The organism is Undibacterium sp. FT79W (assembly GCF_014284215.1).
GTDB lineage: Bacteria > Pseudomonadota > Gammaproteobacteria > Burkholderiales > Burkholderiaceae_D > Undibacterium > Undibacterium aquatile.
Map to the genome: position 1 here is coordinate 154,041 of NZ_JACOGB010000004.1, position 26,136 is coordinate 180,176.

The window sequence follows — 26,136 nt, forward strand, 5'->3', positions numbered from 1 at the left end:
GCGTGGACAATTGATTGTTTATGTGAACGGCAAGTCTTGTTAATTTCCGTTGATATAAATCATTTCTGAGTTTCAGCCGCGCCATATTTTGAGCGGTAGGCCGCAACCGCATCTTTGTGCTGGGTCAGTTGAGTATCCGCACCCGCTGCGGACAGATAGTCAAACAAGTCATTCAGATTACCGATGGAGACGACAGGCATGTTGTAGGTCTGGCTGACTTCCTGCACTGCGGATTGTGCAGAGAGGGCATCATCCTTGCCGGAGCGTTCCATGCGGTCAAGCGCGATCAGCACAGCACATGGCGTGGCACCAGCCGCGCGTATCATTTCTACCGATTCGCGCACAGAAGTACCGGCAGAGATCACGTCGTCGATGATGACGACTTTGCCTTTCAGTTCAGCGCCGACAATGGTGCCGCCTTCACCGTGGTCTTTGGCCTCCTTGCGATTGTAGGCAAATGGCACGTTACGACCCCGCGCTGCCAGTGCGACAGCAGTAGCACTGGCCAGCGTGATGCCTTTATAGGCAGGGCCAAACAGCATGTCGAATTCGACGCCGGAATTAATCAGGGTGTCCGCATAAAATGCAGCCAGTTTGCCGAGATTAGCGCCGTCATTAAACAAACCTGCATTAAAAAAATACGGGGAATTGCGTCCGGCTTTGGTGACAAAATCGCCGAAGCGGATGACGCCGGCATTGACTGAAAATGCAATAAATTCTTGTCTTAAATTACTCAAAATATTCTTCCTCAAAGGATATTGTGGCGTCTTTAGTATTTAGTCCTTAGCTCGCCAGTTTTTTCTTCAGCAACTCATTGACCTGCGCTGGATTGCCTTTGCCTTTGGTTGCTTTCATCGCCTGACCGACCAGCGAGTTGAAAGCCTTCTCTTTACCTGCGCGGTATTCATCGACCGATTGCTGATTCGCTGCCATCACCTCATCGATAATTTTTTCGAGTGCGCCGACATCGGAAATTTGTTTCAGGCCTTTTGCTTCAATCACCTGATCGGCCAGATTGACGTCTGCTGATGGTGCTTGCCACATTGCTGCAAACACTTCTTTGGCAATTTTGTTGGAGATCGTGCCATCGGCAATGCGTTGTAACAACACTGCCAATTGCGCTGCACTGACCGGGATGGCGCTGATATCAACGCCTTCACGGTTGAGCGTGGACGCAACATCACCCATCATCATGTTTGCTGCAGGTTTTGCCTGAGCGACGCCAGCAGCTTGTACGACAGCTTCAAAATAAGTTGCGATACCTTTTGATTGCGTCAGGATGGTGGCATCGTATTCAGGTAAGCCGAATTGCTCAATGAAGCGCTGGCGCATCGCTGATGGCAGTTCTGGCATGGTTGCACGCACTTGCTCGACCCATTCACGGCTGATTTTCAGTGGTGGCAAATCCGGGTCAGGAAAATAGCGATAATCCTGTGAGTCTTCCTTGCTGCGCATTGAACGTGTTTCTTTGCGGTCAGGATCATACAAACGGGTTTCCTGCACCACGGTGCCGCCATCTTCTATCAGTTCGATCTGGCGACGCACTTCGATATTGATCGCTTCTTCGAGAAAGCGAAACGAGTTCAGATTCTTGATTTCGCAACGTGTGCCGAATTCTTTCTGACCGACCGGACGCACAGAAACGTTGGCGTCGCAACGGAAAGAGCCTTCCTGCATATTGCCATCGCAGATATCCAGCCACATCACCAGCGAGTGCAATGCTTTTGCATAAGCGACCGCTTCGGCGGCACTGCGCATGACTGGTTCTGTGACGATTTCCAGCAAGGGCGTACCTGCGCGATTGAGGTCGATGCCTGTCATGCCCTGATAATCTTCATGCAGGGATTTACCGGCATCTTCTTCCAGATGCGCACGGGTCAGCTCAATGACTTTGACTTCGGATTTGCCATCTTTCTCCACTACGCACGACACAGTCCCACCCTGAACTACGGGGATTTCAAACTGACTGATCTGATAGCCTTTTGGCAGATCGGGATAAAAATAGTTTTTACGGGCGAAGATCGATTCCGGCGCGACGACCGCGCCGACAGCGAGACCAAACTGGATTGCTTTTTCTACCGCACCTTTGTTCATCACCGGCAAAACGCCCGGTAATGCCAGATCGACAGGGCTGGCCTGGGTATTGGGTTCTGCGCCAAATTGAATTGAAGAACCGCTGAATATCTTGGAGTTTGTTTTGAGTTGCGCGTGCGTCTCAAAACCAATAACGACTTCCCATTGCATAATTATTCCTTGTTTCGTTGTTGCATGTGGTGTCAGCAAATGCGCGACACACTTCATCCATCAATCGGATGCTGCCGTTGGGGCTGGTTGATGTACCAGCGGCAGCAATGTTTGCCTATTACTTTTATGCCGCTTATTCCGGTGCACGTTGATGCCAGTCAGTGACTTGCTGGTACTGATGCGCGACATTCAATAAACGTGCTTCATCAAAGTAATTACCTATCAGTTGCAAGCCGACCGGACGTTTTGCATTTTTGTCGCCCTGACCAAAACCGCAAGGGATGGACATGCCGGGCAAACCGGCAAGACTGGTCGATAAAGTAAAAATATCGGCCAGATAGTTAGCGACCGGATCATCGGATTTTGAACCCAGATCCCAGGCAACTGTCGGTGCTACTGGCCCCATAATCACATCGCATTTTTCAAAGGCGGCCGCAAAATCCTGTGCAATCAGGCGACGGATTTTTTGTGCCTGCAAGTAGTAGGCATCGTAGTAACCATGCGATAAAACATAGGCGCCGACCAGAATGCGGCGTTTCACTTCCTCACCAAAGCCTTCGGTACGCGATTTTTTGTACATATCGTTGAGGTCTTTGTAGTCGGCCGCGCGGTGGCCGTAACGTACACCGTCAAAACGGCTCAGGTTCGATGACGCTTCTGCTGGCGCAATGACGTAATAGACCGGAATCGATAACTCAGTTTTTGGCAGCGAGACATCAACCAGTGTCGCGCCAAGTTTTTCGTATTCGGCGAGTGCAGCACGTACCGCCTGTTCCACATCCGGGGCCAGACCTGCGCCGAAAAATTCTTTCGGTACGCCGATGCGTAAGCCTTGTAAAGATTTATTCAGGTCGCGATTAAAATTCTCTGGTTTGCGATCCAGCGAGGTGGAATCTTTTTCGTCAAAGCCGACCATGGCGTTGAGCAACAGGCCGCAGTCTTCGGCGGTCTGGGCAATCGGTCCGCCCTGATCGAGAGATGAAGCAAACGCGATCATGCCGTAACGAGAGACGCTGCTGTAAGTCGGTTTGATACCGGTGACGCCGCAAAATGCGGCTGGCTGGCGAATCGAGCCGCCGGTATCTGTACCGGTGGCCGCGGGTGTCAGGCGTGCTGCGATCGCAGCAGCAGAACCACCGGACGAGCCGCCAGGAACCGCGGTTTTATCCCATGGATTTTTGACTGCGCCAAAATACGAGTTTTCATTCGCTGAACCCATCGCGAATTCATCGCAATTCAGTTTGCCCAGCGTGACCATGCCTGCTTCTGCCAGTTTCGTGACGACCGTCGCGTCGAATGGGCTGACGTAGTTTTCCAGCATGCGTGAACCTGCAGTGGAGCGCAGATTTTTTGTAACAAAAATATCTTTATGGGCGATCGGGATGCCGGTCAGGGCGGTGGCATCGCCATTGGCAAGACGTGCATCGGCAGCGGCTGCCTGTTGTAGCGTCAGGGCCGGATCGACATGCAGAAATGCATTCAGATCACTGGCGGCGATACGTTGCAGAAAGTGCTGGGCGAGTTCAGTCGCGGAGATCTGCTTGCTATGCAGCAGTGCGGATAATTGGGCAAGAGTTTTGGTATGCATAGAATCTTTTCCGGGAAGCTTATTCAATGACCTTAGGCACCAGATACAGGCCGTCCTGAGTTGCCGGTGCTGGCTTTTGGTATTCGTCGCGATGATTGGTTTCAGTAACCACATCGTCACGCAGGCGCAGTGCGAGTTCAGGTAGCAAGGCGCCGATAGGGTGGCTCAGTGGCGCAACGCCAGTGGTATCAACGGCTTTTAATTGTTCCGCCAGTAAAAAAATACCATTCAGCTTATCAAGCGTGGAATTCGCCTCGGACTCGGAAACTTCAAGCTTTGCCAGATTCGCGATGCGGGTAACATCATTAAGTGTCAGTGACATGATTTAAGGGCGCGGCAAGGCGCAAAAGGGTGTCAAAAATAATGCAAAAATATACAAATTCCGATACTGAATTTTTAGGTGTTGGTATCGAGTAAATTTAAGAAGATTATAAGGTAGAATGGCGGGTTAATGCCCTATAAGGTGCGCTAAATCCCCGAAGTTGCTGCGGACTGACCTCGAATATGAGGATCCGGTTGATGCGGACAGGGTCAAATTTTGATGAAATTTCGTGGAACAGCGATCTGCTTGAGACGCTGTACACACAATTGTTAAATACAGGACAATACATGTTTGGTTTTCTACGTAGCTATTTTTCAAATGATCTGGCAATCGATCTTGGTACTGCAAATACCTTAATTTATGTCCGTAGTCAGGGCATCGTGCTGGATGAACCTTCTGTGGTGGCGATTCGTCAGGAAGGCGGTCCTAATGGTAAGAAAACCATCCAGGCCGTCGGTAAAGAAGCGAAGCAGATGCTGGGCAAAGTGCCCGGCAATATCGAAGCAATCCGCCCGATGAAAGATGGCGTGATCGCTGACTTTACGGTGACTGAGCAGATGCTCAAGCAGTTTATCCGCATGGTGCATGACACCAAATTCTTCAAGCCTTCCCCGCGTATTATCATCTGCGTTCCTTGCGGCTCTACGCAGGTGGAACGTCGCGCGATCCGTGAATCTGCGCTGGGTGCCGGCGCATCCCAGGTATTTTTGATTGAAGAGCCGATGGCGGCGGCGATCGGTGCCGGTTTGCCGGTTTCTGAAGCGACCGGTTCTATGGTGGTGGATATCGGCGGTGGTACGACTGAAGTTGGTATTATCTCGCTCGGCGGTATGGTGTACAAAGGTTCTGTGCGGGTCGGCGGTGATAAATTTGACGAAGCGATTGTCAATTACATCCGTCGTAACTACGGCATGCTGATCGGTGAGCAGACTGCGGAAGCGATCAAAAAAGCGATCGGCTCTGCCTTCCCTGGCTCCGAAGTCAAGGAAATGGAAGTCAAAGGTCGCAATCTGTCCGAAGGTATTCCGCGTTCGTTCACCATTTCCAGCAATGAAATTCTGGAAGCGTTGACTGATCCGTTGAACAACATTGTTTCTGCGGTTAAAAACGCGCTGGAACAAACGCCGCCGGAACTTGGTGCCGATATTGCAGAAAAAGGCATGATGCTGACCGGTGGTGGTGCTTTGCTGCGTGATCTGGATCGTTTGCTGATGGAAGAAACGGGCCTGCCGGTGATCGTTGCGGAAGACCCATTGACTTGCGTGGTGCGCGGTTCGGGCATGGCGCTGGAGCGCATGGATAAATTGGGCTCCATCTTTTCTTACGAATAAAACTCTGGACCAGGCGGGATGGTATATCACCCCGCCTATGCAGATCAGAGTATGAGCATACGATCCGGCGAGGTATGAGACCACAATGTATGTGTCTGTGAATGTAATTCATTGTCTTGTCGGTAGGACGCATCAGTTCTGCAGGTAGCAGAGTCGGCATTTATGTCGGCTTTTTGTTTTTTGAGCGCATGCACATAGCCCAGGCTTCTGCTGTGGATAGGTAACCGGTTTCTGACGATTGATATAGTATGGATTACAGTCCGCCACCCCTCTTTAAACAAGGTGCATCTGCACGTGTCAGAGCCGTTTTTTTTACCGTTTTTGCGGTTTTCCTGCTGGTCGTTGATTCCCGTCTGAATACCTTAACGTTTGCCCGCCAGGTATTAGGAACGGTGTTGTACCCGGCACAAATGATGGCAGTGATTCCTGCCGACATTGCGCGGCAGGTGTCACATTATTTTGTGACGCAGACATATCTCGAAAAAGAGAATTCCCGCCTGAAACGCCAGCAAATTATCAATGCAGATTCTTTGCAGAAAACTGCTCAGCTCCAGTCGGAAAATAATCACTTGCGTAACCTGCTTGGTGCACGTGAACGTTTGCCGGTGAAATCAGTTCTTGCTGAAATTATTTATGATGCTCGCGATGCCTCAACCAAAAAAGTCATCGTTGACCGGGGTATCAAAGATGGTGTCGCGCTGGGGCAACCGGTGATTGATGATCTCGGTGTGGTGGGGCAGGTCACAAGAGTTTTTCCATTCACGGCTGAAGTGACGTTGTTGTCCGATAAAAATCAGGCGATTCCGGTGCAGATACTCCGAAATGGTTTGCGCAGTGTGGCGTATGGACGCGGCAAGTCATCCTACCTTGATATGCGCCTGACCTCGAATGCAGATGTTAAAGTGGGTGATCAGCTTGTGACTTCAGGTATCGATGGTATTTATCCCGCCGGGCTGGCGGTAGCGAATGTCGTGCAAGTCGAAAATAAGGCGACGACCACTCTGGAAAACATTTTATGTGCTCCGGTCGCTGGCATAGACAAGAATAAGCAATTGTTGATTCTGCAGGTATCGACGACCAATCTGCCGCGCCCTGACACCGAAGATGTGCGGGCGAAAAAAGAAAAATTCAATCGCAAAGTAACACGCGACACTGCGCCGCCTGGAAGTGATGTGAAACCGGTCGATCATCAGGCAATCACGCAGACCGACATGAAAGACGCGGTAAAGGAAGTGAAACCTGAAGATAAAAAGGATGCCACAAAATGAATCAGCCCCATTACATTTTGTTGCCAGTGAATTCGCTGTTTATTGCGTTCAGTTTTATTGCTGCTTTTTTTCTGAATTTTTTACCTTGGGGTGGCATGGTTGGAGTGCCAGATTTCGTTGCCCTGGTATTGGTTTTCTGGAGTATTCATCAGCCGCTCAAGGTTGGCATCGGTGTCGCTTTTGCGATGGGGCTGGTGATGGATGTGCATGATGCGATTTATCTTGGTGAAAACGCACTGGCATATACCTTGTTGTCGTATTTTGCGATCACCATACATCGGCGTGTATTGTGGTTTCATCCTGTGACTCAGTGCCTGCATGTATTTCCGTTATTCCTGTTTGTACAAGGATTGCAGACGGGCGTCCGGCTGTTAATCGCACCGGAGGCACATTTTCCAGGCTGGTTGTATTTCTCTCAGAGTCTGGTGACGACATTGTTGTGGCCGGTAGCAACGCTGATTTTGCTGGCACCACAACGACGTGCCATCGATAAAGACCATAATCGTCCTATCTGAACCGCTGCGGACGTGCGTCAACAGTGTGCCGCATGTTGCTGAGTAAATTTAAGAAATCATGACTGAACTAAAGAACACCGAGCGCGAGCTTTATCTTTTTCGCCTGCGGCTGATTTTCCTCGGCATATTTGTGCTCGCCTGTTTTTCCGCGTTGGTCACACGTTTTGTCTGGTTACAGATAGTCAAGCATGACGATTACGTTTTACTGGCGGATGAGAACCGCATTGACGTTGTTCCGGTGGTACCTAACCGTGGTCTGATCCTGGATAGAAATGGCGTCATTCTCGCCAGAAATTATTCAGCCTATACGCTCGAGATCACTGCTTCCAAGATCAATCAGGACATGGATGTGCTGATCGATGAGCTGGCGGATTTGGTCGATATTCAGCCTAAGCATCGCAAGCGTTTCCGCAAATTGCTGGAAGATTCCAAGAGCTTTGAAAGTGTTCCTATCCGTACCCGTTTAACCGATGAAGAAGTTGCCCGGTTTACTGCACAACGCTTTCGCTTTCCCGGCGTCGATATACAAGCCCGCTTGTTCCGCCAATATCCTCAGGGCGATGTGGCCTCGCATGTAATTGGCTACATTGGTCGTATCAGCACAAAAGATGCTGAAATTATCGATGATATGGAAGACAGTGCGAACTATAACGGGACGGACTACATCGGTAAGGAAGGACTGGAAAAAAGCTACGAAAAGATTTTGCATGGAAGTACCGGGTTTGAAGAGGTGGAAGTATCCGCTGGTGGTCGTGCCGTGCGCACCTTATCGCGCACGCCGCCGACGTCCGGTAAGAACCTGATTTTGTCGGTCGATATTGAGCTGCAGAAAGTGATTGAAGAAGCATTTGGTGATCGTCGTGGTGCGCTGGTCGCGATTGAACCGGCGACTGGTGACGTATTGGCATTCGTATCCAAACCCACCTATGATCCGAATTTATTTGTCGAAGGAATCGATCAGCAAAGCTGGAATGAGCTTAATACTTCTGAAGACAAGCCGCTGTTAAACCGGCCACTGACCGGAGCGTATCCACCCGGCTCGACCTATAAGCCGTTTATGGCGCTGGCGGCATTGGAGCTGGGCAAACGGACTGCAACGCAGGCGATTGCCGATCCCGGTTTCTTTGCATTCGGTAATCACATTTTCAAAGACGATAAACCCGGTGGTCACGGCATGGTGGATATGTATCGATCGATCGTGCAATCGTGCGATACGTATTACTACATGCTGGCCAATGACATGGGTGTCGATGCGATGCATGATTTTATGAAACCGTTTGGATTTGGTCAAAAAACAGGCATTGATCTTGAACATGAGCGTACCGGTTTGCTGCCATCGACTGCCTGGAAACGCACAGCATTCAAGAAGCCTGCACAGCAACGCTGGATACCGGGTGACACGATTTCACTGGGCATAGGACAAGGGCAAAATACTTTTACGCCTTTACAGATGGCGCATGCAATTGCAACGCTGGCCAATAACGGCGTAGTGATGAAGCCGCATCTGGTGAAGATGACGGAAGATCCGCAAACCCGTGCCCGCACGCTAACGGTGCCAAAAGAAAGTTTCCGTATTCCATTGAAACAGGAAAACATCGATTTCATTAAAAATGCGATGGTCGGGGTGGTGAAAGAGGGAACTTCTGCGCGCGTATTCGCGAATGCAGAATATGTATCCGGCGGTAAAACCGGAACAGCGCAGGTCATCAGTATCAAGAAAAATGAAAAGTACGATGCTAAACGGATGGCGGTCAGACATCTGGATCACTCTTTGTACACCGCCTTCGCGCCCGCCGATCAACCTAAAATTGCATTGGCAATTATCGTAGAGAATGGTGGTTTCGGCTCGGAGGCGGCTGCACCTATCGTACGTAAGGCGCTGGACTATTATTTGCTGGGAAAACGCCCTGAAGTTAAGGAAAGTAAAGAGCTTCCTGTGCCAGTACCGAAAGCGCAAAGTGACATGGCTTTGTACCGCTCTGATGCTGAAGTAAAAAATCCACCAGAGCCAGCCCCGGGCCCGAAACCTGGTGGCGAAACAACTGGGAATAAGGACTGATCATGCATAATTTCGGTGTCTACTGGCGTTCCTTGCGTTCTCGCATCATGGTGTTTGATGCGCCATTGGCAATCATCATTTTTCTGATTTTATCTTGCGGAGTGGTGACGCTGTATTCCGCTGGTATTGATTTCCCAGGCAGGCTTGAAGATCAGTTGCGCAATATCGTCGTGTCATTTGTCATTATGTGGATAGTGGCGAATATTCCACCCCGCACGCTGATGCGTTTTGCGATTCCGATTTATAGCTTTGGCGTGGCTTTGCTGATTGCGGTCGCTGTATTTGGCCTGGTAAAAAAGGGCTCGCGCCGCTGGTTGCATATAGGTATAGACATGCAGCCTTCAGAAATGATGAAAATTGCGACACCGCTGATGCTTGCCTGGTATTTCCAGAAAAAAGAAGGCGCATTGCATTTCAAGGATTTTGTCATCGCGACAGTCATACTCGGTGTGCCGGTTGGCCTGATTGCAAGACAACCAGATCTGGGTACCGCATTATTGGTGGTGGCGGCCGGATTCACCGTGATCTTTCTGGCAGGTCTGTCATGGAAAGTTTTATTATCGATCGTCGCTTTTATCGCCGTGGTGACGCCGACAGTGATCTGGCCATACCTGTTACATGATTACCAAAAAGACCGGGTGCTGACTATGCTGGACCCGACGCGGGATCCGTTAGGTAAGGGCTTTCATATCATTCAATCGACGATTGCGGTTGGTTCCGGAGGCGTGACGGGTAAAGGTTTACTCAAGGGAACACAAGCGCATCTGGAATTTATTCCTGAACGCACGACCGATTTTATCTTTGCCGTTTTTTCAGAAGAATTCGGCTTTATCGGCAATGCTATTCTGGTTAGCTTGTATTTTTTGCTGATCGTTCGCTGTCTGATGATCGCCGCAAATGCCCCAACGATGTTCTCCCGTTTGATGGCCGGTTCCGTGTCTATGATATTCTTTACTTATTCATTCGTGAATATGGGCATGGTGAGTGGAATTTTGCCGGTAGTCGGCGTTCCTTTACCTTTTCTCAGTTACGGCGGCACCGCATTGGTGACCTTGGGAATGGCGGCAGGAATTATGATGAGTGTGCAGCGTAATCGTAAGCTGGTGCAGACATGAAAATTTTCTTTTCTCAGGCAGTCAATTTCAGACGACCAGCCTTGCTGCTGGCGTCGGCGTCATCTGTATTGTTAGTCGCTTGCGGCACTGCGCCTAAGCAGCCCATCATCATTGCAGATCATCCCCGCCCTGCGTCAACCAATAAGTCTGCCACAACGACCGCTCCCGCTCTGCCAAAAGTCAACTCAGGTAAAGGCGGATATTACAAAGACGATGGCCCTGGCGATAATCCACCGGAAGGACTGGAGTTTACGGTGGATCCGATTCCTGTCGTTGAAGATTTTGCCAGGGGAGCTAACCGGCCCTACGTAGTTTTTGGCAAGACCTATACACCGATTACCGACACGACCACGCCTTATGTGCAGCGCGGTGTAGGCAGTTGGTACGGTAAAAAATTTCACGGACAGAAAACGTCTTCCGGTGAACTGTACGATATGTACAAAATTACGGCGGCACATCCTACCTTACCTATTCCGTCTTATGCCAGAGTAACCAACCTGTCGAATGGAAAGCAGATTATTGTGCGCATCAATGATCGTGGACCGTTTCATTCAAGCCGCATTGTTGATTTATCGTATACGGCCGCATTGAAACTGGACATTCTTGGTAAAGGAAGCAGCCAGATTGAAGTCGAGCGCTTACTTCCAGCAGACATTGAGCGTATGGCGGAGAACCGTAAAAATCAGCCTCAGACGACGACAGTGGCTACTGCAAGTAACGACAATGTCGTCAGACCTGCCGCCGTAGTTCAGGCGGCTTCTGCCCCTGCAAGCAATCAGATGACGATGGAAGAACTGCTGGCTGCGCAGGATAGTCGCCCTGTAGAAAAGCTGAACCCGCCTGTGCAGGCGAGTGGCGGTTATTACCTGCAATTTGGTGCTTACGCAATCCGCTCAAATGCCGAATCGATCATGGCCCATCTGAAAAACCGAATTGAGAACCGGTTGCCGGGCTTTGATATTGTGCAGCAAGGAAGTTTGTATCGCCTTGTCAGTGGCCCTTTCAGTAGCCGTTCCGAGGCAATGTCGGCGATTGCACAAGCAGGCGATCTGGGTGTCGGACGCCCGCTGGTTGTGCAGCGTTAGTCTTCGGCTTTCATTTCCAGCGCAAGCTGATACAGGGCATTTTTTTTCAGACCAGTCAGCTGCGCCGCCAATCCTGCTGCCTGTTTGACTGAACATTCTTCCAGCAAAATACTGAGCACGCGGCGCGCTTCGCTATCGTCGTTTCCTTCCGCGACTGGCTTGGCATCGACCAAGATTACATATTCGCCTTTTTCGCGGTGGCTATCGGCACTCAGCCAGGCTGGTGCATCGCCCAGCGAACAGCGGTGGATTTCTTCAAACAGTTTGGTGAGTTCGCGCGCCAGCACGATCTGTCTCTCACCGCCAAACACAGCGAGCATCGCCTGAACAGTGTCAGTAATACGATGCGGGGCTTCGTAAAAAATCAGCGTTGCATCAGTACTTTCAAGCTTGTGCAGCATGCTGTCGCGTTGTCCTGCTTTTGCCGGTAAAAAGCCGACGAAATAAAAGCGCTCATGCAAGAGCCCGCTGGCGGATAAAGCACTGATAGCGGCAGACGCCCCGGGTAATGGCGTGACATGAATACCGGATTGCTTCAGCACTTCAACGATTTTTGCGCCGGGATCAGAAATCCCCGGCGTACCGGCGTCAGACACCAGCGCAATACGTTCGCCCGCTTGCAGGCGCGCCAGAATTTTGTCTGCGACTTCGCGCTCGTTATGCTGATGTGCTGCAATCAGTGGTTTATTGATACCATAGCGCGAAAATAATTGTGCCGTATTCCGGGTGTCTTCGCAGGCGACCGCATCGACCAGAGAAAGCAGATGCAAGGCCCGTAAAGAAATATCGGCGATATTTCCAATCGGTGTCGCGACTACATATAATGTGCCAGCCGGATATTGTTGTCGGGTGACGGCTTCAATAATGGTGTTGCTCGTGAACAGTGTGGATTCTGTGCTATTCATACCTGTTCATTCCAATTTAATCAAAACCAGATTGTACGACAATGAGACGTGCGCCGACGCTGTCAGATGAAAACGAAGACAAACGTACCAGTCGTCGCCGTGCTGGCGATGAAGGTGAATTACAGGCGCTGCACTATCTGGAGCAAGCCGGCCTGCGTTTGATACAAAAAAATTTTTTGTGTAAAGGCGGCGAGATTGATCTCATTATGTGCGATGGCGACGGCCTGGTATTTATTGAAGTAAGAACGCGTACTTCCATGCAATTTGGCGGTGCGCTTGCCAGCGTGACTCCTGCCAAGCAAAAGAAAATGTGGCATGCTGCCCAGGTTTTTCTGCTTCAACAGAGCGGGCAACCTGCATGTCGTTTCGATGTCGTTGCGATTGATGCGGGTAAAATCCATTGGTTACAAAACGTAATTCTAGGCTAGTCCCTGCCTTATAATCTGACACACTATGACAAACCAACTAAACCAACGTATCTTGGCGCACTTTCAAGAAAGTGCTGAATTAAAAATCCAGGCTGCCAACGAACTGGCCGTGCCTATTTCACAGGCAGTGGAACTCATGTTTCTGGCACTGTCTAACGGTAACAAAATCCTGGCATGCGGCAATGGTGGTTCGGCTGCAGATTGTCAGCATTTTGCGGCCGAGTTAGTTGGGCGGTTTGAACGTGAACGTTTGCCCTTGCCAGCGATGGCGCTGACGACAGATACCTCTATCATGACTGCGGTTGCGAATGATTACAGCTTTCAGGAAGTATTTTCTAAGCAGGTGCAGGCGTTTGGTCAGTCCGGTGATATTTTGCTGGCGATTTCGACTTCCGGTAATTCAGCCAGTGTGGTGAATGCAATCAATGCTGCTCTTGAGCGCGATATGCGTATCGTTGCCTTTACCGGAAAAGGCGGTGGTGAAATTAAGAAGTTGTTAAGCGAAGCGGATGTACATATCTGTGTTCCGCATGACCGTACTGCGCGGATTCAGGAAGTGCATTTGTTAACGATACATTGTATTTGCGATGGCATTGATGCCGCGCTATTTGGAGGTGATGCAGATGATTAAAAAAAACTGGAACGGATTGAGCCGTACTCTTGCCACTGTCAGTCTGTGCTGTGCAGCGGCGATGAGCCTGCAGGGATGCGTCGAACTGGTCGTTGGCAGCGCGGTGATGGGGACTTTTGCCGCAAGTGATCGTCGTACATTCGGCGCACAGACTGAAGATAAAGCGATCGTCATCAAAGGCGAAACTCGTCTTGCCAGATCTCTTGGGGATACTGCGCACGTGAATGTGAATTCTTTTAATCGCCGTGTGTTGCTGACGGGTGAAGTCGCCGATGAGCAAACCAAAGCTGCTGCAGAGCGTGAGTTGCGTGGGGTGGAAGGTGTTTTATCTGTGATGAATGAAATTCAGATATCCGGTATTTCCAATTTCTCCGCACGTTCAAACGATGCGCTGATTACGACCAAAGTAAAAGCGTCTCTGGTTGACACTAAAGATTTGTATGCGAATGCGTTTAAGGTCGTTACCGAGGGGAGCGTTGTTTATCTGCTGGGGCGTGTTACGCAGCGTGAAGGCAATCAGGCAGCTGAGGTTGCGGCCAGCGTCGGCGGTGTCCGTAAAGTCGTGAAGGTGCTGGAATACATCAGTGAAGAAGAACTCAAAGCGATGACAGTTCAGCCGAATAAGACGGAAAAGACAGAAACCAATAATTAAGTGAAACAAACCGGCGAATTTTCGCTGGTTTTTTATTTTTATCCGGAGAAATTATGATTGCTTTACTCGTTCTGTTGGTCATTATCGCGGTTATCGTATTCTGGGTTATCGGTGTGTATAACCGTCTGGTCAGCTTGCGTAATCGCTTTAAAAATGCGTTCGCGCAGATCGATGTGCAACTGAAACGCCGCTATGATCTGATCCCGAATCTGGTCGAAGTCGCTAAAGGCTATATGAAGCATGAGCGGGAGACGCTGGAAGCCGTGATTGCAGCGCGGAACCAGGCAGTGACTGCAAACAGTAAAGCGGTGGTGGATCCATCAGATGCCGCATCGGTACAGCAACTCGCTGCAGCGGAAGGGACGCTGACTGCCTCGCTCGGAAAAATGTTTGCCCTGTCTGAAGCCTATCCTGATCTCAAAGCGAATGAGAACATGATACAACTGACCGAAGAGCTGACCAGCACAGAAAATAAAATTGCGTTCGCCCGTCAGGCTTACAACGATAGCGTCATGCAATACAACACCGGCATAGAGCAGTTCCCCGGTTCAGTGATTGCGAATTCTTTCGGCTTTAAAGCCGGCGAATTATTGCAGGTAACGGAATCCGCTGAAGAGCGTAAAGCGGTCAAAGTTTCTTTTTGATTTCATATCGCCTGGCTCGCAACGGATATGGATTTTTTTGAGCAGCAGGATCAGGCACACCGCCAGACCAGAAAATTATTGTTTCTGTTTCTGTTGGCGGTGATTGCCATAGTCATTACTGTTAATGTCAGTCTGGCGCTGATCTGGTCCTGGGGTTTTGGCGGAGCGCACGGCTCGGTTGCTCCGGCATATCCTCGCGGATTTTTTCTCGTCAATACCTTTGTGACCTTGCTGTTTATTGCTGGGGGAACCTTGTTTGAAACCTGGCGCCTGCGCGACGGAGGCGATGCGGTTGCCAAAATGGCTGGCGGCAGATTGGTTATGCCATCATCGACCGATGTGCGGGAGCGTCGCTTACTGAACATCGTTGAAGAGATGGCCTTGGCGTCGGGCATCGCCTGCCCGCGAGTATACATTCTGGATAACGAAGACGCGATCAACGCTTTTGCCGCTGGCTATCACCAGAATGAAGCGGTAGTTGCTGTGACGCAGGGAACCTTATCCCGACTCAGCAGAGATGAGTTGCAAGGTGTGATAGGGCATGAATTCAGCCATATTCTGAATGGCGATATGCGCATGAATATCAAGCTGATCGGGATCTTATTCGGCATACAGATGATCGCTGGCCTGGGACAGGAATTACTCTATTGGGGCACGCGTTTCGGCAGTTCTCGCAGTCGCGACGATAAAGGCCCGCCGCTGCAAATCATCATGCTGGCGGTTGGCGCTGCACTGTTTGTGATCGGTTACGTCGGTATTTTTTTTGGTCGCCTGATTAAATCTGCGGTGTCGCGTCAGCGTGAATTTCTGGCCGATGCGAGTGCAGTGCAATTCACGCGCAATCCCGATGGGATAGGTGGCGCCTTGCGTAAAATCGGTGGGCTGACTGCAGTCAATCATTGTGGCTCGCGCATTGATAACCCGCACGCGGAACAACTGTCCCATTTATTTCTTGGCGCCGCCCGGCCACAATTGTTGTCCGGTTTGTTTGCAACGCATCCACCGCTGGAAGAGCGGTTAAAACGTGTTTATGGCAGAAACGTGGCATTTCTTGATGCCAGTGTGATGTCAGAGGATACTGCGGCGCAGAAAGAGTTACCAGAGGGTGTGTTTGGCTTTGGCGCACGCAACGTCGAGGCGATGCGGCAGGCGGCGATTCCGCCACACTCAGCGATAAATATGAATAGCGCTCAGCAACCGGGCATCGTTTCTGCGCAGACTGACGAACGGCGTAAGATGAGCTTCAGCCCTGTGCTGCTGCAGGCCGCACGTGATACGCAATCTGCTTGCGCCCTCGTGTATGCATTGCTGCTCGATAGCAATCAGCCTGAAGCCTTCGTTGTGCAACAGAACCTGATCAGTCAGGTAGCAAATTCTCAGGCAAATCTGGCGCAACAATATTTGCTTGAAATCGAAGCGATGAAGAACAGCGTTCGCTTGCCTTTGCTGGATCTGGCAATGCCGGCATTGAAATTGCTGACAACGCCGGAAAGAGCGCAGTTGTTGTCAGTGGCAGCCAAGTTGATTGCCGCTGATCAGCGCATGACGCAAGCCGAATTTGTCGTGCTGGCTGTGTTAGAGCGCCGCCTTGGGCCGCAGGCCGGGCGTTCGGTTCCCGTGCGCTACGCGAATGTCGCAGCGTTGCGTTCAGAGGTCTGTTTATTATTATCTCTGGTGGCGCACAGCCATACTCAGCAAAATATCGCGGAGGCCGCATTTATGCGCGCTGCTGCTATTTTGCCTGAGCTGGAATTCAATGCTACAGACTTGATGGCAACGGCCTCTTCAGATTTTTTTGACGTCAGGCAGGCACTGGAAAAAATACATCAGTTGGCTCCACTCGCCAAACCCTTCCTGATACGTGCGATGCTTGCTGCTGCAGCACGTGCACCTGATGTCCACATCGAAGCGCCGGTTGCTGATTTATTGCGCGGTGTTTGCGCTGCGATTGATGCGCCAGTGCCGGAAGCAGTTGTCAATGCCGGTGGCAATAGCAGTAACTGACAAATAAGAAAAGCCGGTAAGCACTGCGCGTTTCAGTGCTTACCGGCTTTCCCGTATTTATTTGCAGATATTTCCTGAGATGATGTCAGGTGCGCCCGACGATCGATGCCGTCGCCATTAATTCGTCTATCAGTGACAGCAGCATTTTCCCGGACATCCCATGTGGATCTAACACCGGCAACGGTGAGTATTTCAGCAGGATAGATGGGTTAATTTTGCTCATGTTGGCCTGTCCCATAGTCCAGCAGGCATAGCGGCGTTCTGTGATTTCTTCGTAATCAAGCAGCATCACATCTTTATGGCGCGGGTCGCGCAAGATATGACCGTACAACGTGTTGACCGCCTCGCGCCCGCCTTCCAGTACTTGCATGAACACTTGGTCAGTATGGCACAGTACACCGGTGATGCCATTCGCCGGATTATGCAGACGTGATTGCTGCATAATCAGTTGGACGGTATCGCAAGTTTTTTCATCAACGGCACGGCTGGCATATAGCAGGCGGACTAACATGATCTTTCCTGTCTGGATTAACGTTTAATGAGGGATAAAAATTCGCGGCGCAGATTCGGGTCTTTCAAAAACGATCCGTGCATGACGCTGTTAATCATTTTTGCTTCGGTGTCTTTCACACCGCGCCAGTGCATGCAGAAATGATCGGCTTCCATGACGACGGCAAGGCCATCCGGCTGCATTTTTTCTTGCAGCGCATCTGCCAGTTGTACGACAGCTTCTTCCTGTATCTGCGGGCGACTCATGATCCATTCCGCAATCCGCGCATACTTGGATAAACCGATCAGATTGGAATGCTCATTCGGCATCACACCAATCCATACTTTCCCCATGATCGGACACAGATGATGTGAGCATGCGCTGCGCACGGTGATCGGGCCGATGATCATCAGCTCATTCAGATGTGACGCATTCGGAAATTCAGTCACGGATGGCATCGGTACATAGCGGCCGCCGAAGACTTCGTTGATGAACATCTTAGCGACGCGACGACCAGTATCTTGCGTGTTGTGATCGCTTTCCGTATCGATGACCAGGCTTTGCAAGACCGCACGCATTTTTTCTTCGACTTCTGCCTGCAATTCGGCAAGTTCGCCAGCTTCGATAAAACGGGCGATGTTATCGTTGGCGTGGAAGCGTGTTTTGCTCGCCTGTATCCGTTCACGGATGCGTTGCGAGACTGGGATATTGACCGCTTTGTAAGCGATGAGGGTATCGTTAGACATTGCAGTATTCCTATCAGGAAGGCTGATTACTCGAACGCGTATGGTAACTGAATTCATTCAAGCTTGTTTTTTCCTGCTGCAATTTCCGCTTTCCATTGCGGCAGACAAATCGGGCATAAACAACTGGCATTGGCGGGGATTTTCCCATCCGGAAAACAAGAGAAATCTACTGGTGGCAGAGCGGTGCACCAACACTCCTGCCCGGTATTGTCAGCCATTGCGCAGGTGAATTCTGTATGACAACGCTGGCAAATGCTCATGCTGATTTCCTTTTATTAATTGATCCGCTGCTAAAGTCATGCGTTCGGGGTGAATTGGCCATCGGTTCGCCTGCATAATCCTGTAAAATCCGGGATAACCGAATAAACCTTTCATGATCTTCAGGATACCGTCATTATGAGCGATTTGAACGCAAACCCAGCAGCAGAAGCAGAAGATAAATTAGCCGGTGTCGAGCCAGTGATTAAAGCCGAAATTCTGGCTGAGGCCTTGCCTTATATCCGCAAGTTTCATGGAAAAACCATCGTCGTTAAATACGGCGGTAACGCGATGACAGAAGAGCGCCTGAAACATGGTTTTGCACGTGATGTGATTTTGCTGAAGCTGGTTGGCATGAATCCTGTGGTGGTGCATGGTGGTGGTCCGCAAATCGATAACGCACTGAAAAAAATGGGTAAGCAGGGCACTTTTATACAGGGCATGCGTATTACCGATGATGAAACGATGGAAGTCGTTGAGTGGGTGCTTGGTGGTGAAGTTCAGCAAGATATCGTGATGCTGATTAACCACTACGGAGGTCAGGCTGTTGGTCTGACTGGTAAAGACGGTGGCCTGATCCGTGCCCGCAAAATGATGATGCCGGATAGAGAAAATCCGGGAGAAATGCTGGATATCGGCTTTGTCGGTGAAATCGATGCAATCAATCCGGCCGTTGTGAAAGCCTTGCAGGACGATGCTTTCATTCCGATTATTTCTCCTATCGGTTTTGGTGACGACGGTCAGGCATATAACATCAATGCTGATCTGGTGGCAGGCAAGATCGCTGAAATTCTGAAAGCAGAGAAGTTGATCATGATGACCAATATTCCTGGCGTATTAGATAAGCAGGGCAATCTGGTCACCGATTTGTCGGCGCGCGAGATTGACGAAATGTTTGCCGATGGCACCATTTCCGGCGGTATGCTGCCGAAGATCTCGTCAGCACTGGATGCCGCCAAATCTGGCGTCAATACGGTGCATATCATTGATGGCCGCATTGAGCACTCGTTGTTGCTGGAAGTGCTGACTGAACAGGCTTTCGGTACCATGATCCGCAGTCATTAATCCGGATGACTATCCTTCGTCTGTCTTTGCAGTTGCAGACATGAGGCAGCGTGCGTCGCAGCGGGTCTGGCTATTTGATCTGGACAACACATTGCACAATGCCTCACATGCGATCTTCCCGCAGATTAATCTGAACATGAATGCCTACATCGCCCGTTTGCTGGGTGATGCTGGCAAACCGGCGGATGAGGCGACTGTCAACGCATTGCGGCTGGACTATTACCTGCGCTACGGCGTGACGATGATGGGGCTGGTCAGGCATCATGGGGTGCAGGCGGAAGAGTTTTTGCAGCATGCGCATACCTTCCATGATTTGCCATCCATGATCCGTTTTCAGCGTGGCCTTGCCCGTTGTTTGCGCACGCTGCCCGGTAAGAAAATCTTGCTGACGAATGCGCCCGCGCATTATTCCCGCCGGGTGTTAATGCATCTGAATCTGCACCGACAATTCATGCAGCATATTCCGGTGGAGGAAATGCGTGTCCATGGAAAATTGCAGCCTAAACCATCACGTTCTTTTTTGCGTAAATTTCTGGCAAAAAACCGCCTGCGTGCTTCGCAATGTATTCTGGTTGAAGACAGCATTGATAATCTGCGTGCCGCTAAAAAAGAAGGCTTACAGACCGTTTGGGTGCACGGATACATTCCGCCGCAGCAGCGGAAAATTACCCATCTTCGGCCACGCGCTGCTTGCATCGATGTGCAGTTACGCTCGGTGCAGCACTTACTGAAGTGCAGAAGGTTGCGATAAATTAGCATTTATAGATGATAAATAGCTATTTTTAGTTATATTTTGCAAGAATATGCGTGTTTGCTTATATCTGTTATATAAATAAAAAATGCCTAAATTTTGTGCAGGTGCACAAAGAAGCGATTACAATACAGCCTTAAAATTTTCCGTGTGGAAATTGTGGGTCGCCGGATAAACTAATTTATCCCCTTCGTTATTCCCTCCGCGTTCAACGCCATCCCGCCAGTTCCATTTCCTTAAACCGTTTGCCAGGTGTTACCCGGTAGGCGGCTGTATTTTTATTGATTGTATAAAGATGATATTTCGTATTCTGTTTCTGAGTATTTTCAGTGTTTTTTTGAGTTTGAATTCTATTTCTATCGCTGCGCCTGCCGCCGGTCCTGCGCTGCGTCTGCTGGTTCAGGAAGGTACTTCCAGCAGCGGCGAATCTGAGTACAGTTCGAAAAAATATCAGCAACTTGCCACGGTTCTTGGTACTTACCTGAAGCGTGAAATACAGGTAACAGGACTATCTCCTTTGCGTCAGTACGATGCGGACGCGATACGTCAGGGTGATATTCTGATTGCCCGCCCGAATGCGGTTGCCGGAATGGCGATCCAGACTTTAGGTTTTGTCCCAGTTGTTGCCCTTGATTCGGGCATCAAAAGTCAGATGACACTGGTTGGACCGGCCAGCCTGAAAAAGAATTTTAAGTCGCCTGATGAACTGAAAAAACTGCGCTTTGCGATGCCACCTGCGGACAGTGAAGTGACACGTCAGGCATTGCGTCTGCTTGCTGGTATGGGATTCAAACCGGAGACAAGCAATGTGTACAACGTACAATTACAGGCAACAATTCCTTTTGCCTTAGAAAATAAACTGGCAGACGTCGGTGTGGTGAAATCGGATTCTACGGTTGCGCCTAAAATGGCGGCTGCGGGTTACGTTGTTCTGGCTGAAGGTGAGAAGGCAGCGCCGTGGGTGATGTTGGCGAATAAAAAACTGGGCGCTGAACTGATTGATCAGATCCGTGTGGCGATGACGGGTATGATGTCGAATGCTGAACATAAAGCTGCATTGCAAGGTATTCGTGTGCAAAATGTTGTTGAGGCAGATCCGCAGCCATATGTGAATGCATACAATCGTTATAACGGTAAATAAGACCATCAGCTAAAATCGTCTCTGGTAACCATCAGCCAGTATTGAACGAAGAACGGATAGCTGTATAAAAAGCCAGTTGTCAAGAGTATTTGAAAAATTAAAGTTTGCAAGATTGCTTCACATGAGCAGCGGGTTTCACATAGAATCTGACACCCGCTGTTCACAGGTAGTGAGTCAGTAACAGGCAAGATCATGCATCTACACGATGCATTTTGTACTTTTGTACCTTTCATTCAGATCAGAGAAAAATGGCTAGTACCAAACCGGGCGAGCGTAAGCACCAAATTTTGCAGACGCTGGCAGCAATGCTGGAAAATCCTAAAGGCGAGAAAATCACCACCGCAGCCTTGGCGGCAAAGGTGGAGGTGTCTGAGGCCGCTTTATATCGTCATTTCGCCAGCAAAGCGCAGATGTTTGAAGGCTTGATCGAATTCATTGAAGCATCCATTTTTGGTCTGATTAATCAAATCAGCGAGCAGCAGGACGATGGCTTGTTGCAGGTGCAGGCGATTGCACAAATGCTGTTAAATTTTGCAGAACGTAACCCCGGCATGACGCGGGTGCTGACTGGCGATGCGCTGGTCAATGAAGATGAGCGCCTGCAATTACGCATGAATCAACTGGCAGAACGGATAGAAATGGCGTTCCGGCAGTCTTTCCGTCTGGCCGCCAGTCAGGGCAACGCGATTGATACAGAAGCGCAGGTCCGGGCCAGCCTGTTGTGTAGTTTTGTCCTTGGCCGCTGGTTGCGTTTTGCAAAGACCGGATTCAAAAATTTACCCACCGAGCAGGCAACGTTACAGATCGCGATGATGTTGCATTAATTCTGCCGTTCTTGGTATTCAACAGATTTCCAAAGTATGATGCTGTACGCCGACAGCGCGACAGACGCTGACAGGTCATATCACATAAAAATCGACAACGCATATTGTTACCGCAGCAGAAAGTTACCTGGTGTGGTGCACGATATGACGAATATCAGGAGACAACATGGAACAAACCCAAACCCACGCCAAGCGTCGGCAGGTGGATATTTTGCTGACCAAATATGCCGAAAGTCACTTACATCCGACGAATGAAATCATTCATTGCATCTGTGTACCTGCGATCGTCTTTTCTTTTCTCGGTCTGATCTGGGCGGGGCACCCGTTAGCGGCGTATGCCGCCGTGATGACCAGCCTGATTTACTATTTCTTTTTATCGCCGCGCTTCGCGCTGGGCATGTTGCTGATGTCGATGCTGATACTGGCGGTTTTGCAGTATCTGCCGCAGGGCAGAATCTGGCAGATTTCTCTTGCCGTTTTCATCGTCGCCTGGATAGGTCAGTTCATCGGGCATAAGATCGAGGGCAAAAAACCATCGTTTTTTGATGATATCCGTTTTTTGCTGATAGGCCCTTTGTTTGTGCTGGGCTTTCTGTACCGGCGTATCGGCATCACGTATTAAATCTTTGCTGGCGGAACACCCTCTGTTATAAGCAAACAATGCATGTTCCGCCTGTCTGATTTTCTGCTTCGACTTTGGCCTGCCGGCGATGGTTGTATGGTATTCGCAACCGTAGTTATGAACAACGCCGCCAGCTGCGACCTTGATAAGTTCAGATGCCTGCAAGGCTGCTCGTCTGCGGGTAAACTGCGACTCTGTCTCATGCTTAAGTCTGACCGTGTCTGATATTTCTCCATCCAATTTTTCTTTATCACAGCTGTTGCATTCCGCTCAGCCGTTTGCATTGCTTGATGATGCCCAGGCGGATGCGGCACAGTCGCGCTTGTATTACGGCTTTCAGAGAGTAGTCGAATGCCGGAATTTACAAGACTGGCCCGGTTTTATTCATACGCTGGAAGCGGCGTTACAGGATGGGTATTATGGCGTCGCCTTGTTGTCCTATGAGACCGGCGCGCAATTACAGAACATAGCTCCGCGTGACACTGCTGCCGTCTCAAGGGTGGCGATTTTTCAGCATTGTCAGTGGCTGAACGGTACACAGGTAGAACAGCTATTGAGCGAAATACCAGCTTCTGTGGCGGGGGTGGCAGATATCCATGCGAATGTGGATGAGCCAGCTTTCAGCGAGGTGATAGAAAAAATACAGACCTATATCGCCGCCGGTGATACGTATCAGGTCAATTACACTTATCGCCTGCACTTCGATGCCTATGGTGACCCGCTTGCTTTATACCGGCGCCTGCGCGAACGCCAGCCTGTGCCTTATGGTGCCCTGATTTACATGCCGGAGGGTGGCATCGTGATTTCCATGTCACCGGAACTCTTCATCCGGCATCAGCAAGGAAACTTATACGCCAAACCCATGAAGGGAACGGCTGCCGCCACGGGCGACACGCTGCTTGATCAGCAACTGGCAAAAGAACTGGCTGCAGATACCAAGAACCGGGCAGAAAACCTGATGATCGTCGATCTGCTGCGCAATGATCTCGGTCGTATTGCGGATATCGGATCGGTGCAAGTACCGCAATTATTTGAAGTGAATCGTTTTTCCAGTGTGCTGCAGATGACCTCGACGATACATGCGCGTCTGCGTGCTGATCTGGGGCTGGTCGACATACTCAACGCGCTGTTTCCTTGTGGTTCGATCACGGGCGCACCTAAGCACAGAACCATGCAAATCATCCGTGAAATTGAACCAGCCGCACGTGATTTATATACCGGTGCGATAGGCTGGTTTGATCCGCCGCAGCGTAGCAATATACCCGGCGATTTCTGCCTGTCGGTACCTATCCGTACTTTGCAATTGCAGGCACCAGATAAGGGGGCAGGGGAGCGCACCGTTGTGCGGCGAGGCGTCATGGGCGTGGGCGCCGGGATTGTGTACGACAGTCGCGCAGACGAAGAATTTGCCGAGTGCCAGTTGAAGGCAAAATTTCTGACAGGATTACCAGCGCAGTTTGAATTATTCGAAACCATGTATGCCACGCGTGAGCAAGGCTGTCGTTACTGGACGCGCCATTTGCAGCGTTTACGCCGGTCTGCCCAATATTTCGGCTTTGTCTGGAATGAAAAAGAGATCATCCGCGCAGTTCAAGGCTTCTGTGCCAATTTGCCGCCACACACCGCATACCGCTTACGTTTGGCAGTGAATGCGCAAGGTCAGGTGGCGATGACGTCGGGTGTGTTGACTCCGCTCAGTGCCGATCCTCGTGTCATGCTGGCGCAGCAGACTACATCCAGCGATGAATTATTTTTGCAGCATAAATCGAGTATCCGGCAACGCTACGACGAAGCCTGGAAAGCGGCTGAAGCCCACGGGGCTTTTGACATGCTGTTTTTCAATGAGCAAGGACATCTGACCGAAGGTGGCCGCAGCAATGTCCTGATTCAGAAACAGGGGGTATGGCTGACCCCGCCTTTATCTGACGGCGTGTTGCCCGGGGTGATGCGTTCGGTATTACTGGAAGAGTCTGAGTTTCAGCAGCAATACCGGGTGCGCGAACAATCCTTGACCCGTGCAGATCTCGACAATGCCGATCAGATCATGTTGTGCAATGCCTTGCGCGGCGCATTTACAGTCAGGCTCTTACAACGGTAGTTGCTGCATATTGCCTGCTGAAATCATTACGGGTTGTGCCGCAGATCGCTGACGGGTTACACTCGGAATGGCAACAGCAAGCATATGCTGACAAATTCCAACGACAGACAAAAAATAGACAAGATCATTTGCATGATCTCAACAGGAGATGACCGATGAAAAAACGCTACGCCCTCGCAGCTTTGCCTGCATTGATTGCCCTCATGTTCAGCGCGAATGTCGCTGCCCAGATTAAAGTCGGCGTGAATGTTTCCGCGACGGGTGCCGGTGCCTCGTTGGGCATACCTGAAAAAAATACTTTTGCTTTGTTGCCGAAAGAAATTGGCGGAAAAAAAGTCGAATACATCATTCTTGACGATGCTTCTGACTCGACGACGGCAGTCAAAAATGCGCGCAAACTGGTATCAGAAGATAAGGTAGATTTATTGATAGGGTCGACCATCGTGCCGACTTCGCTGGCGATGATCGATGTAGCGGCGGAGACAGAAACGCCGATGATATCAATGGCAGCGGCCGCCTCCATTATTTCTCCGTCTGATGCAAAGCGTCACTGGATATTCAAGACGCCACAAAATGATTCGCATATGTCAACCGCAGTCATCAGTCACATGGCCGATGCTGGTATTAAGACAGTAGGCTTCATCGGCTTCAATGATGCATACGGCGAAGGCTGGTACAAAGAATTTTCCAAACTGGCAGAATTACGCAAAATAAAAATCGTCGCAAACGAACGCTTTGCCCGTCCGGATACGTCGGTCACCGGACAAATCCTGAAAATTATCGCCAGTAATCCCGATGCAGTGTTCATTGCTGGCGCTGGCACACCTGCAGCCTTGCCACAAAAAACTTTAAAAGAGCGCGGTTATAAAGGGAAGATTTATCAGACGCATGGCGTTGCGAACAATGATTTCCTGCGTGTTTGCGGCAAAGACTGTGAAGGTACCTGGTTACCGGCTGGCCCTTTGCTGGTCGCTGAGCAGTTACCGGCAGATAGTCCGGTGAAAAAATCTGCTTTGCGTTACACCGGCGTCTATGAAAAAGCGTACGGAGCAGGCTCAGTCTCGACCTTTGGCGGGCATGCATGGGATGCCGGATTATTGCTGGAAAACGCAGTGCCAACGGCGTTGAAAAAAGCACAGCCGGGAACCAAAGAATTCAGGGCAGCGTTGCGCACGGCGATAGAAAACACCACAAATCTGGCCGTGTCTCATGGCATTGTAAATATGAACAGCGGCGATCATGTTGGCCTGGATCAGCGTTCCCGCGTGATGGTGCAGATCGTCGGCGGCAAATGGAAACTGGCGGGGCAAGCAAAATAAGCCTTAGCATTCGCTATAAAAGGGAGCTGCG

Annotated in this window: 26 protein-coding genes; 18 read left to right on the forward strand and 8 right to left on the reverse strand. The window is 50.2% G+C overall.

Translation table 11 applies throughout. The annotated features are described in order from the left end of the window. Positions 1-59: 59 nt before the first annotated feature. The 4 genes from pyrE to gatC all read right to left on the reverse strand — a co-directional run bounded on the left by pyrE (position 60) and on the right by gatC (position 4,154). On the reverse strand, positions 60-737 hold the full coding sequence (pyrE, locus tag H8K38_RS08285; RefSeq protein WP_186884349.1) for an orotate phosphoribosyltransferase: 678 nt from the start codon (positions 735-737) through the stop codon (positions 60-62). Positions 738-783: 46 nt separating this feature from the next. Continuing rightward, a complete protein-coding gene (gatB, locus tag H8K38_RS08290; RefSeq protein WP_186884350.1) occupies positions 784-2,244 on the reverse strand; it encodes an Asp-tRNA(Asn)/Glu-tRNA(Gln) amidotransferase subunit GatB in 1,461 nt (486 codons plus the stop codon). Between the two features lie 133 nt (positions 2,245-2,377). Then, positions 2,378-3,832, reverse strand: a complete 1,455-nt coding sequence (gatA, locus tag H8K38_RS08295; protein ID WP_186884351.1) for an Asp-tRNA(Asn)/Glu-tRNA(Gln) amidotransferase subunit GatA — start codon at positions 3,830-3,832, stop codon at positions 2,378-2,380. 19 nt (positions 3,833-3,851) lie between these two features. After that, positions 3,852-4,154, reverse strand: coding sequence for an Asp-tRNA(Asn)/Glu-tRNA(Gln) amidotransferase subunit GatC (gatC, locus tag H8K38_RS08300; protein WP_186884352.1), 303 nt, complete (start codon positions 4,152-4,154; stop codon positions 3,852-3,854). Between the two features lie 287 nt (positions 4,155-4,441). On the opposite strand from gatC, the gene H8K38_RS08305 reads away from it, so the two are divergent. The 6 genes from H8K38_RS08305 to H8K38_RS08330 all read left to right on the forward strand — a co-directional run bounded on the left by H8K38_RS08305 (position 4,442) and on the right by H8K38_RS08330 (position 11,527). After that, positions 4,442-5,485 (forward strand): rod shape-determining protein, encoded by a 1,044-nt coding sequence (locus H8K38_RS08305; protein WP_186884353.1) that lies wholly within the window; start codon positions 4,442-4,444, stop codon positions 5,483-5,485. A gap of 248 nt (positions 5,486-5,733) precedes the next feature. Then, positions 5,734-6,753, forward strand: coding sequence for a rod shape-determining protein MreC (mreC, locus tag H8K38_RS08310; protein ID WP_186884354.1), 1,020 nt, complete (start codon positions 5,734-5,736; stop codon positions 6,751-6,753). Further along, positions 6,750-7,268: a rod shape-determining protein MreD gene (gene mreD / locus H8K38_RS08315; RefSeq protein WP_186884355.1), complete on the forward strand. Its 519-nt coding sequence runs from the start codon at positions 6,750-6,752 to the stop codon at positions 7,266-7,268. The genes mreC and mreD overlap by 4 nt, the downstream gene beginning before the upstream one ends. 58 nt (positions 7,269-7,326) lie before the next feature. After that, positions 7,327-9,327: a penicillin-binding protein 2 gene (gene mrdA / locus H8K38_RS08320; RefSeq protein ID WP_186884356.1), complete on the forward strand. Its 2,001-nt coding sequence runs from the start codon at positions 7,327-7,329 to the stop codon at positions 9,325-9,327. Between the two features lie 2 nt (positions 9,328-9,329). After that, positions 9,330-10,442: a rod shape-determining protein RodA gene (gene rodA, locus H8K38_RS08325; protein ID WP_186884357.1), complete on the forward strand. Its 1,113-nt coding sequence runs from the start codon at positions 9,330-9,332 to the stop codon at positions 10,440-10,442. Next, a complete protein-coding gene (locus H8K38_RS08330; protein ID WP_186884358.1) occupies positions 10,439-11,527 on the forward strand; it encodes a septal ring lytic transglycosylase RlpA family protein in 1,089 nt (362 codons plus the stop codon). Before rodA ends, H8K38_RS08330 begins: the two co-directional genes overlap by 4 nt. Here the strand turns inward: H8K38_RS08330 and rsmI are convergent. After that, positions 11,524-12,432 (reverse strand): 16S rRNA (cytidine(1402)-2'-O)-methyltransferase, encoded by a 909-nt coding sequence (rsmI, locus tag H8K38_RS08335; protein WP_186884359.1) that lies wholly within the window; start codon positions 12,430-12,432, stop codon positions 11,524-11,526. The genes H8K38_RS08330 and rsmI overlap by 4 nt on opposite strands. A 41-nt stretch (positions 12,433-12,473) precedes the next feature. On the opposite strand from rsmI, the gene H8K38_RS08340 reads away from it, so the two are divergent. The 5 genes from H8K38_RS08340 to H8K38_RS08360 are packed head-to-tail and all read left to right on the forward strand — an operon-like array spanning position 12,474 to position 16,791. After that, on the forward strand, positions 12,474-12,860 hold the full coding sequence (locus H8K38_RS08340; RefSeq protein ID WP_186884360.1) for a YraN family protein: 387 nt from the start codon (positions 12,474-12,476) through the stop codon (positions 12,858-12,860). 25 nt (positions 12,861-12,885) lie between these two features. Next, complete coding sequence (locus H8K38_RS08345) at positions 12,886-13,491, forward strand: phosphoheptose isomerase (RefSeq protein ID WP_186884361.1); 606 nt, start codon at positions 12,886-12,888, stop codon at positions 13,489-13,491. Continuing rightward, entirely contained in the window at positions 13,478-14,143 is a 666-nt protein-coding gene (locus H8K38_RS08350) for a BON domain-containing protein (protein WP_186884362.1), read from the forward strand. Before H8K38_RS08345 ends, H8K38_RS08350 begins: the two co-directional genes overlap by 14 nt. A 53-nt stretch (positions 14,144-14,196) precedes the next feature. Beyond that, positions 14,197-14,787: a LemA family protein gene (locus H8K38_RS08355; protein WP_186884363.1), complete on the forward strand. Its 591-nt coding sequence runs from the start codon at positions 14,197-14,199 to the stop codon at positions 14,785-14,787. A gap of 27 nt (positions 14,788-14,814) precedes the next feature. Beyond that, entirely contained in the window at positions 14,815-16,791 is a 1,977-nt protein-coding gene (locus H8K38_RS08360; RefSeq protein ID WP_186884364.1) for a M48 family metallopeptidase, read from the forward strand. A gap of 85 nt (positions 16,792-16,876) precedes the next feature. On the opposite strand, the gene H8K38_RS08365 is transcribed toward H8K38_RS08360, so the two are convergent. From H8K38_RS08365 to H8K38_RS08375, 3 genes are read right to left on the reverse strand one after another with little or no spacing between them, the layout of a single operon-like run. Further along, positions 16,877-17,302, reverse strand: a complete 426-nt coding sequence (locus H8K38_RS08365; RefSeq protein WP_186884365.1) for a BLUF domain-containing protein — start codon at positions 17,300-17,302, stop codon at positions 16,877-16,879. Between the two features lie 17 nt (positions 17,303-17,319). Next, complete coding sequence (folE, locus tag H8K38_RS08370) at positions 17,320-18,027, reverse strand: GTP cyclohydrolase I (RefSeq protein ID WP_186884366.1); 708 nt, start codon at positions 18,025-18,027, stop codon at positions 17,320-17,322. A gap of 53 nt (positions 18,028-18,080) precedes the next feature. Next, positions 18,081-18,287 carry a cysteine-rich CWC family protein gene (locus tag H8K38_RS08375; RefSeq protein WP_186884367.1) on the reverse strand — a complete coding sequence of 69 codons (207 nt, stop codon included), beginning with the start codon at positions 18,285-18,287 and terminating at the stop codon, positions 18,081-18,083. A gap of 136 nt (positions 18,288-18,423) precedes the next feature. Between H8K38_RS08375 and argB the strand changes: the two genes are divergently transcribed. From argB to H8K38_RS08410, 7 genes are all read left to right on the forward strand, one after another. Beyond that, entirely contained in the window at positions 18,424-19,350 is a 927-nt protein-coding gene (gene argB, locus H8K38_RS08380; RefSeq protein WP_223827036.1) for an acetylglutamate kinase, read from the forward strand. A gap of 40 nt (positions 19,351-19,390) precedes the next feature. After that, positions 19,391-20,101 carry a pyrimidine 5'-nucleotidase gene (locus H8K38_RS08385; RefSeq protein ID WP_186884368.1) on the forward strand — a complete coding sequence of 237 codons (711 nt, stop codon included), beginning with the start codon at positions 19,391-19,393 and terminating at the stop codon, positions 20,099-20,101. Between the two features lie 337 nt (positions 20,102-20,438). Next, complete coding sequence (locus H8K38_RS08390; protein WP_186884369.1) at positions 20,439-21,242, forward strand: PhnD/SsuA/transferrin family substrate-binding protein; 804 nt, start codon at positions 20,439-20,441, stop codon at positions 21,240-21,242. Positions 21,243-21,490: 248 nt separating this feature from the next. Beyond that, the gene (gene slmA / locus H8K38_RS08395; RefSeq protein ID WP_186884370.1) at positions 21,491-22,066 is read left to right on the forward strand and encodes a nucleoid occlusion factor SlmA; all 576 of its coding nucleotides are present in this window, start codon (positions 21,491-21,493) and stop codon (positions 22,064-22,066) included. 166 nt (positions 22,067-22,232) lie between these two features. Further along, positions 22,233-22,688: a DUF962 domain-containing protein gene (locus H8K38_RS08400; RefSeq protein WP_186884371.1), complete on the forward strand. Its 456-nt coding sequence runs from the start codon at positions 22,233-22,235 to the stop codon at positions 22,686-22,688. A 217-nt stretch (positions 22,689-22,905) separates the two neighbouring features. Further along, positions 22,906-24,786: an aminodeoxychorismate synthase component I gene (gene pabB / locus H8K38_RS08405; RefSeq protein ID WP_370587075.1), complete on the forward strand. Its 1,881-nt coding sequence runs from the start codon at positions 22,906-22,908 to the stop codon at positions 24,784-24,786. A gap of 155 nt (positions 24,787-24,941) precedes the next feature. Continuing rightward, positions 24,942-26,105: an ABC transporter substrate-binding protein gene (locus tag H8K38_RS08410; RefSeq protein WP_186884372.1), complete on the forward strand. Its 1,164-nt coding sequence runs from the start codon at positions 24,942-24,944 to the stop codon at positions 26,103-26,105. The last annotated feature ends 31 nt before the right edge of the window (positions 26,106-26,136 follow it).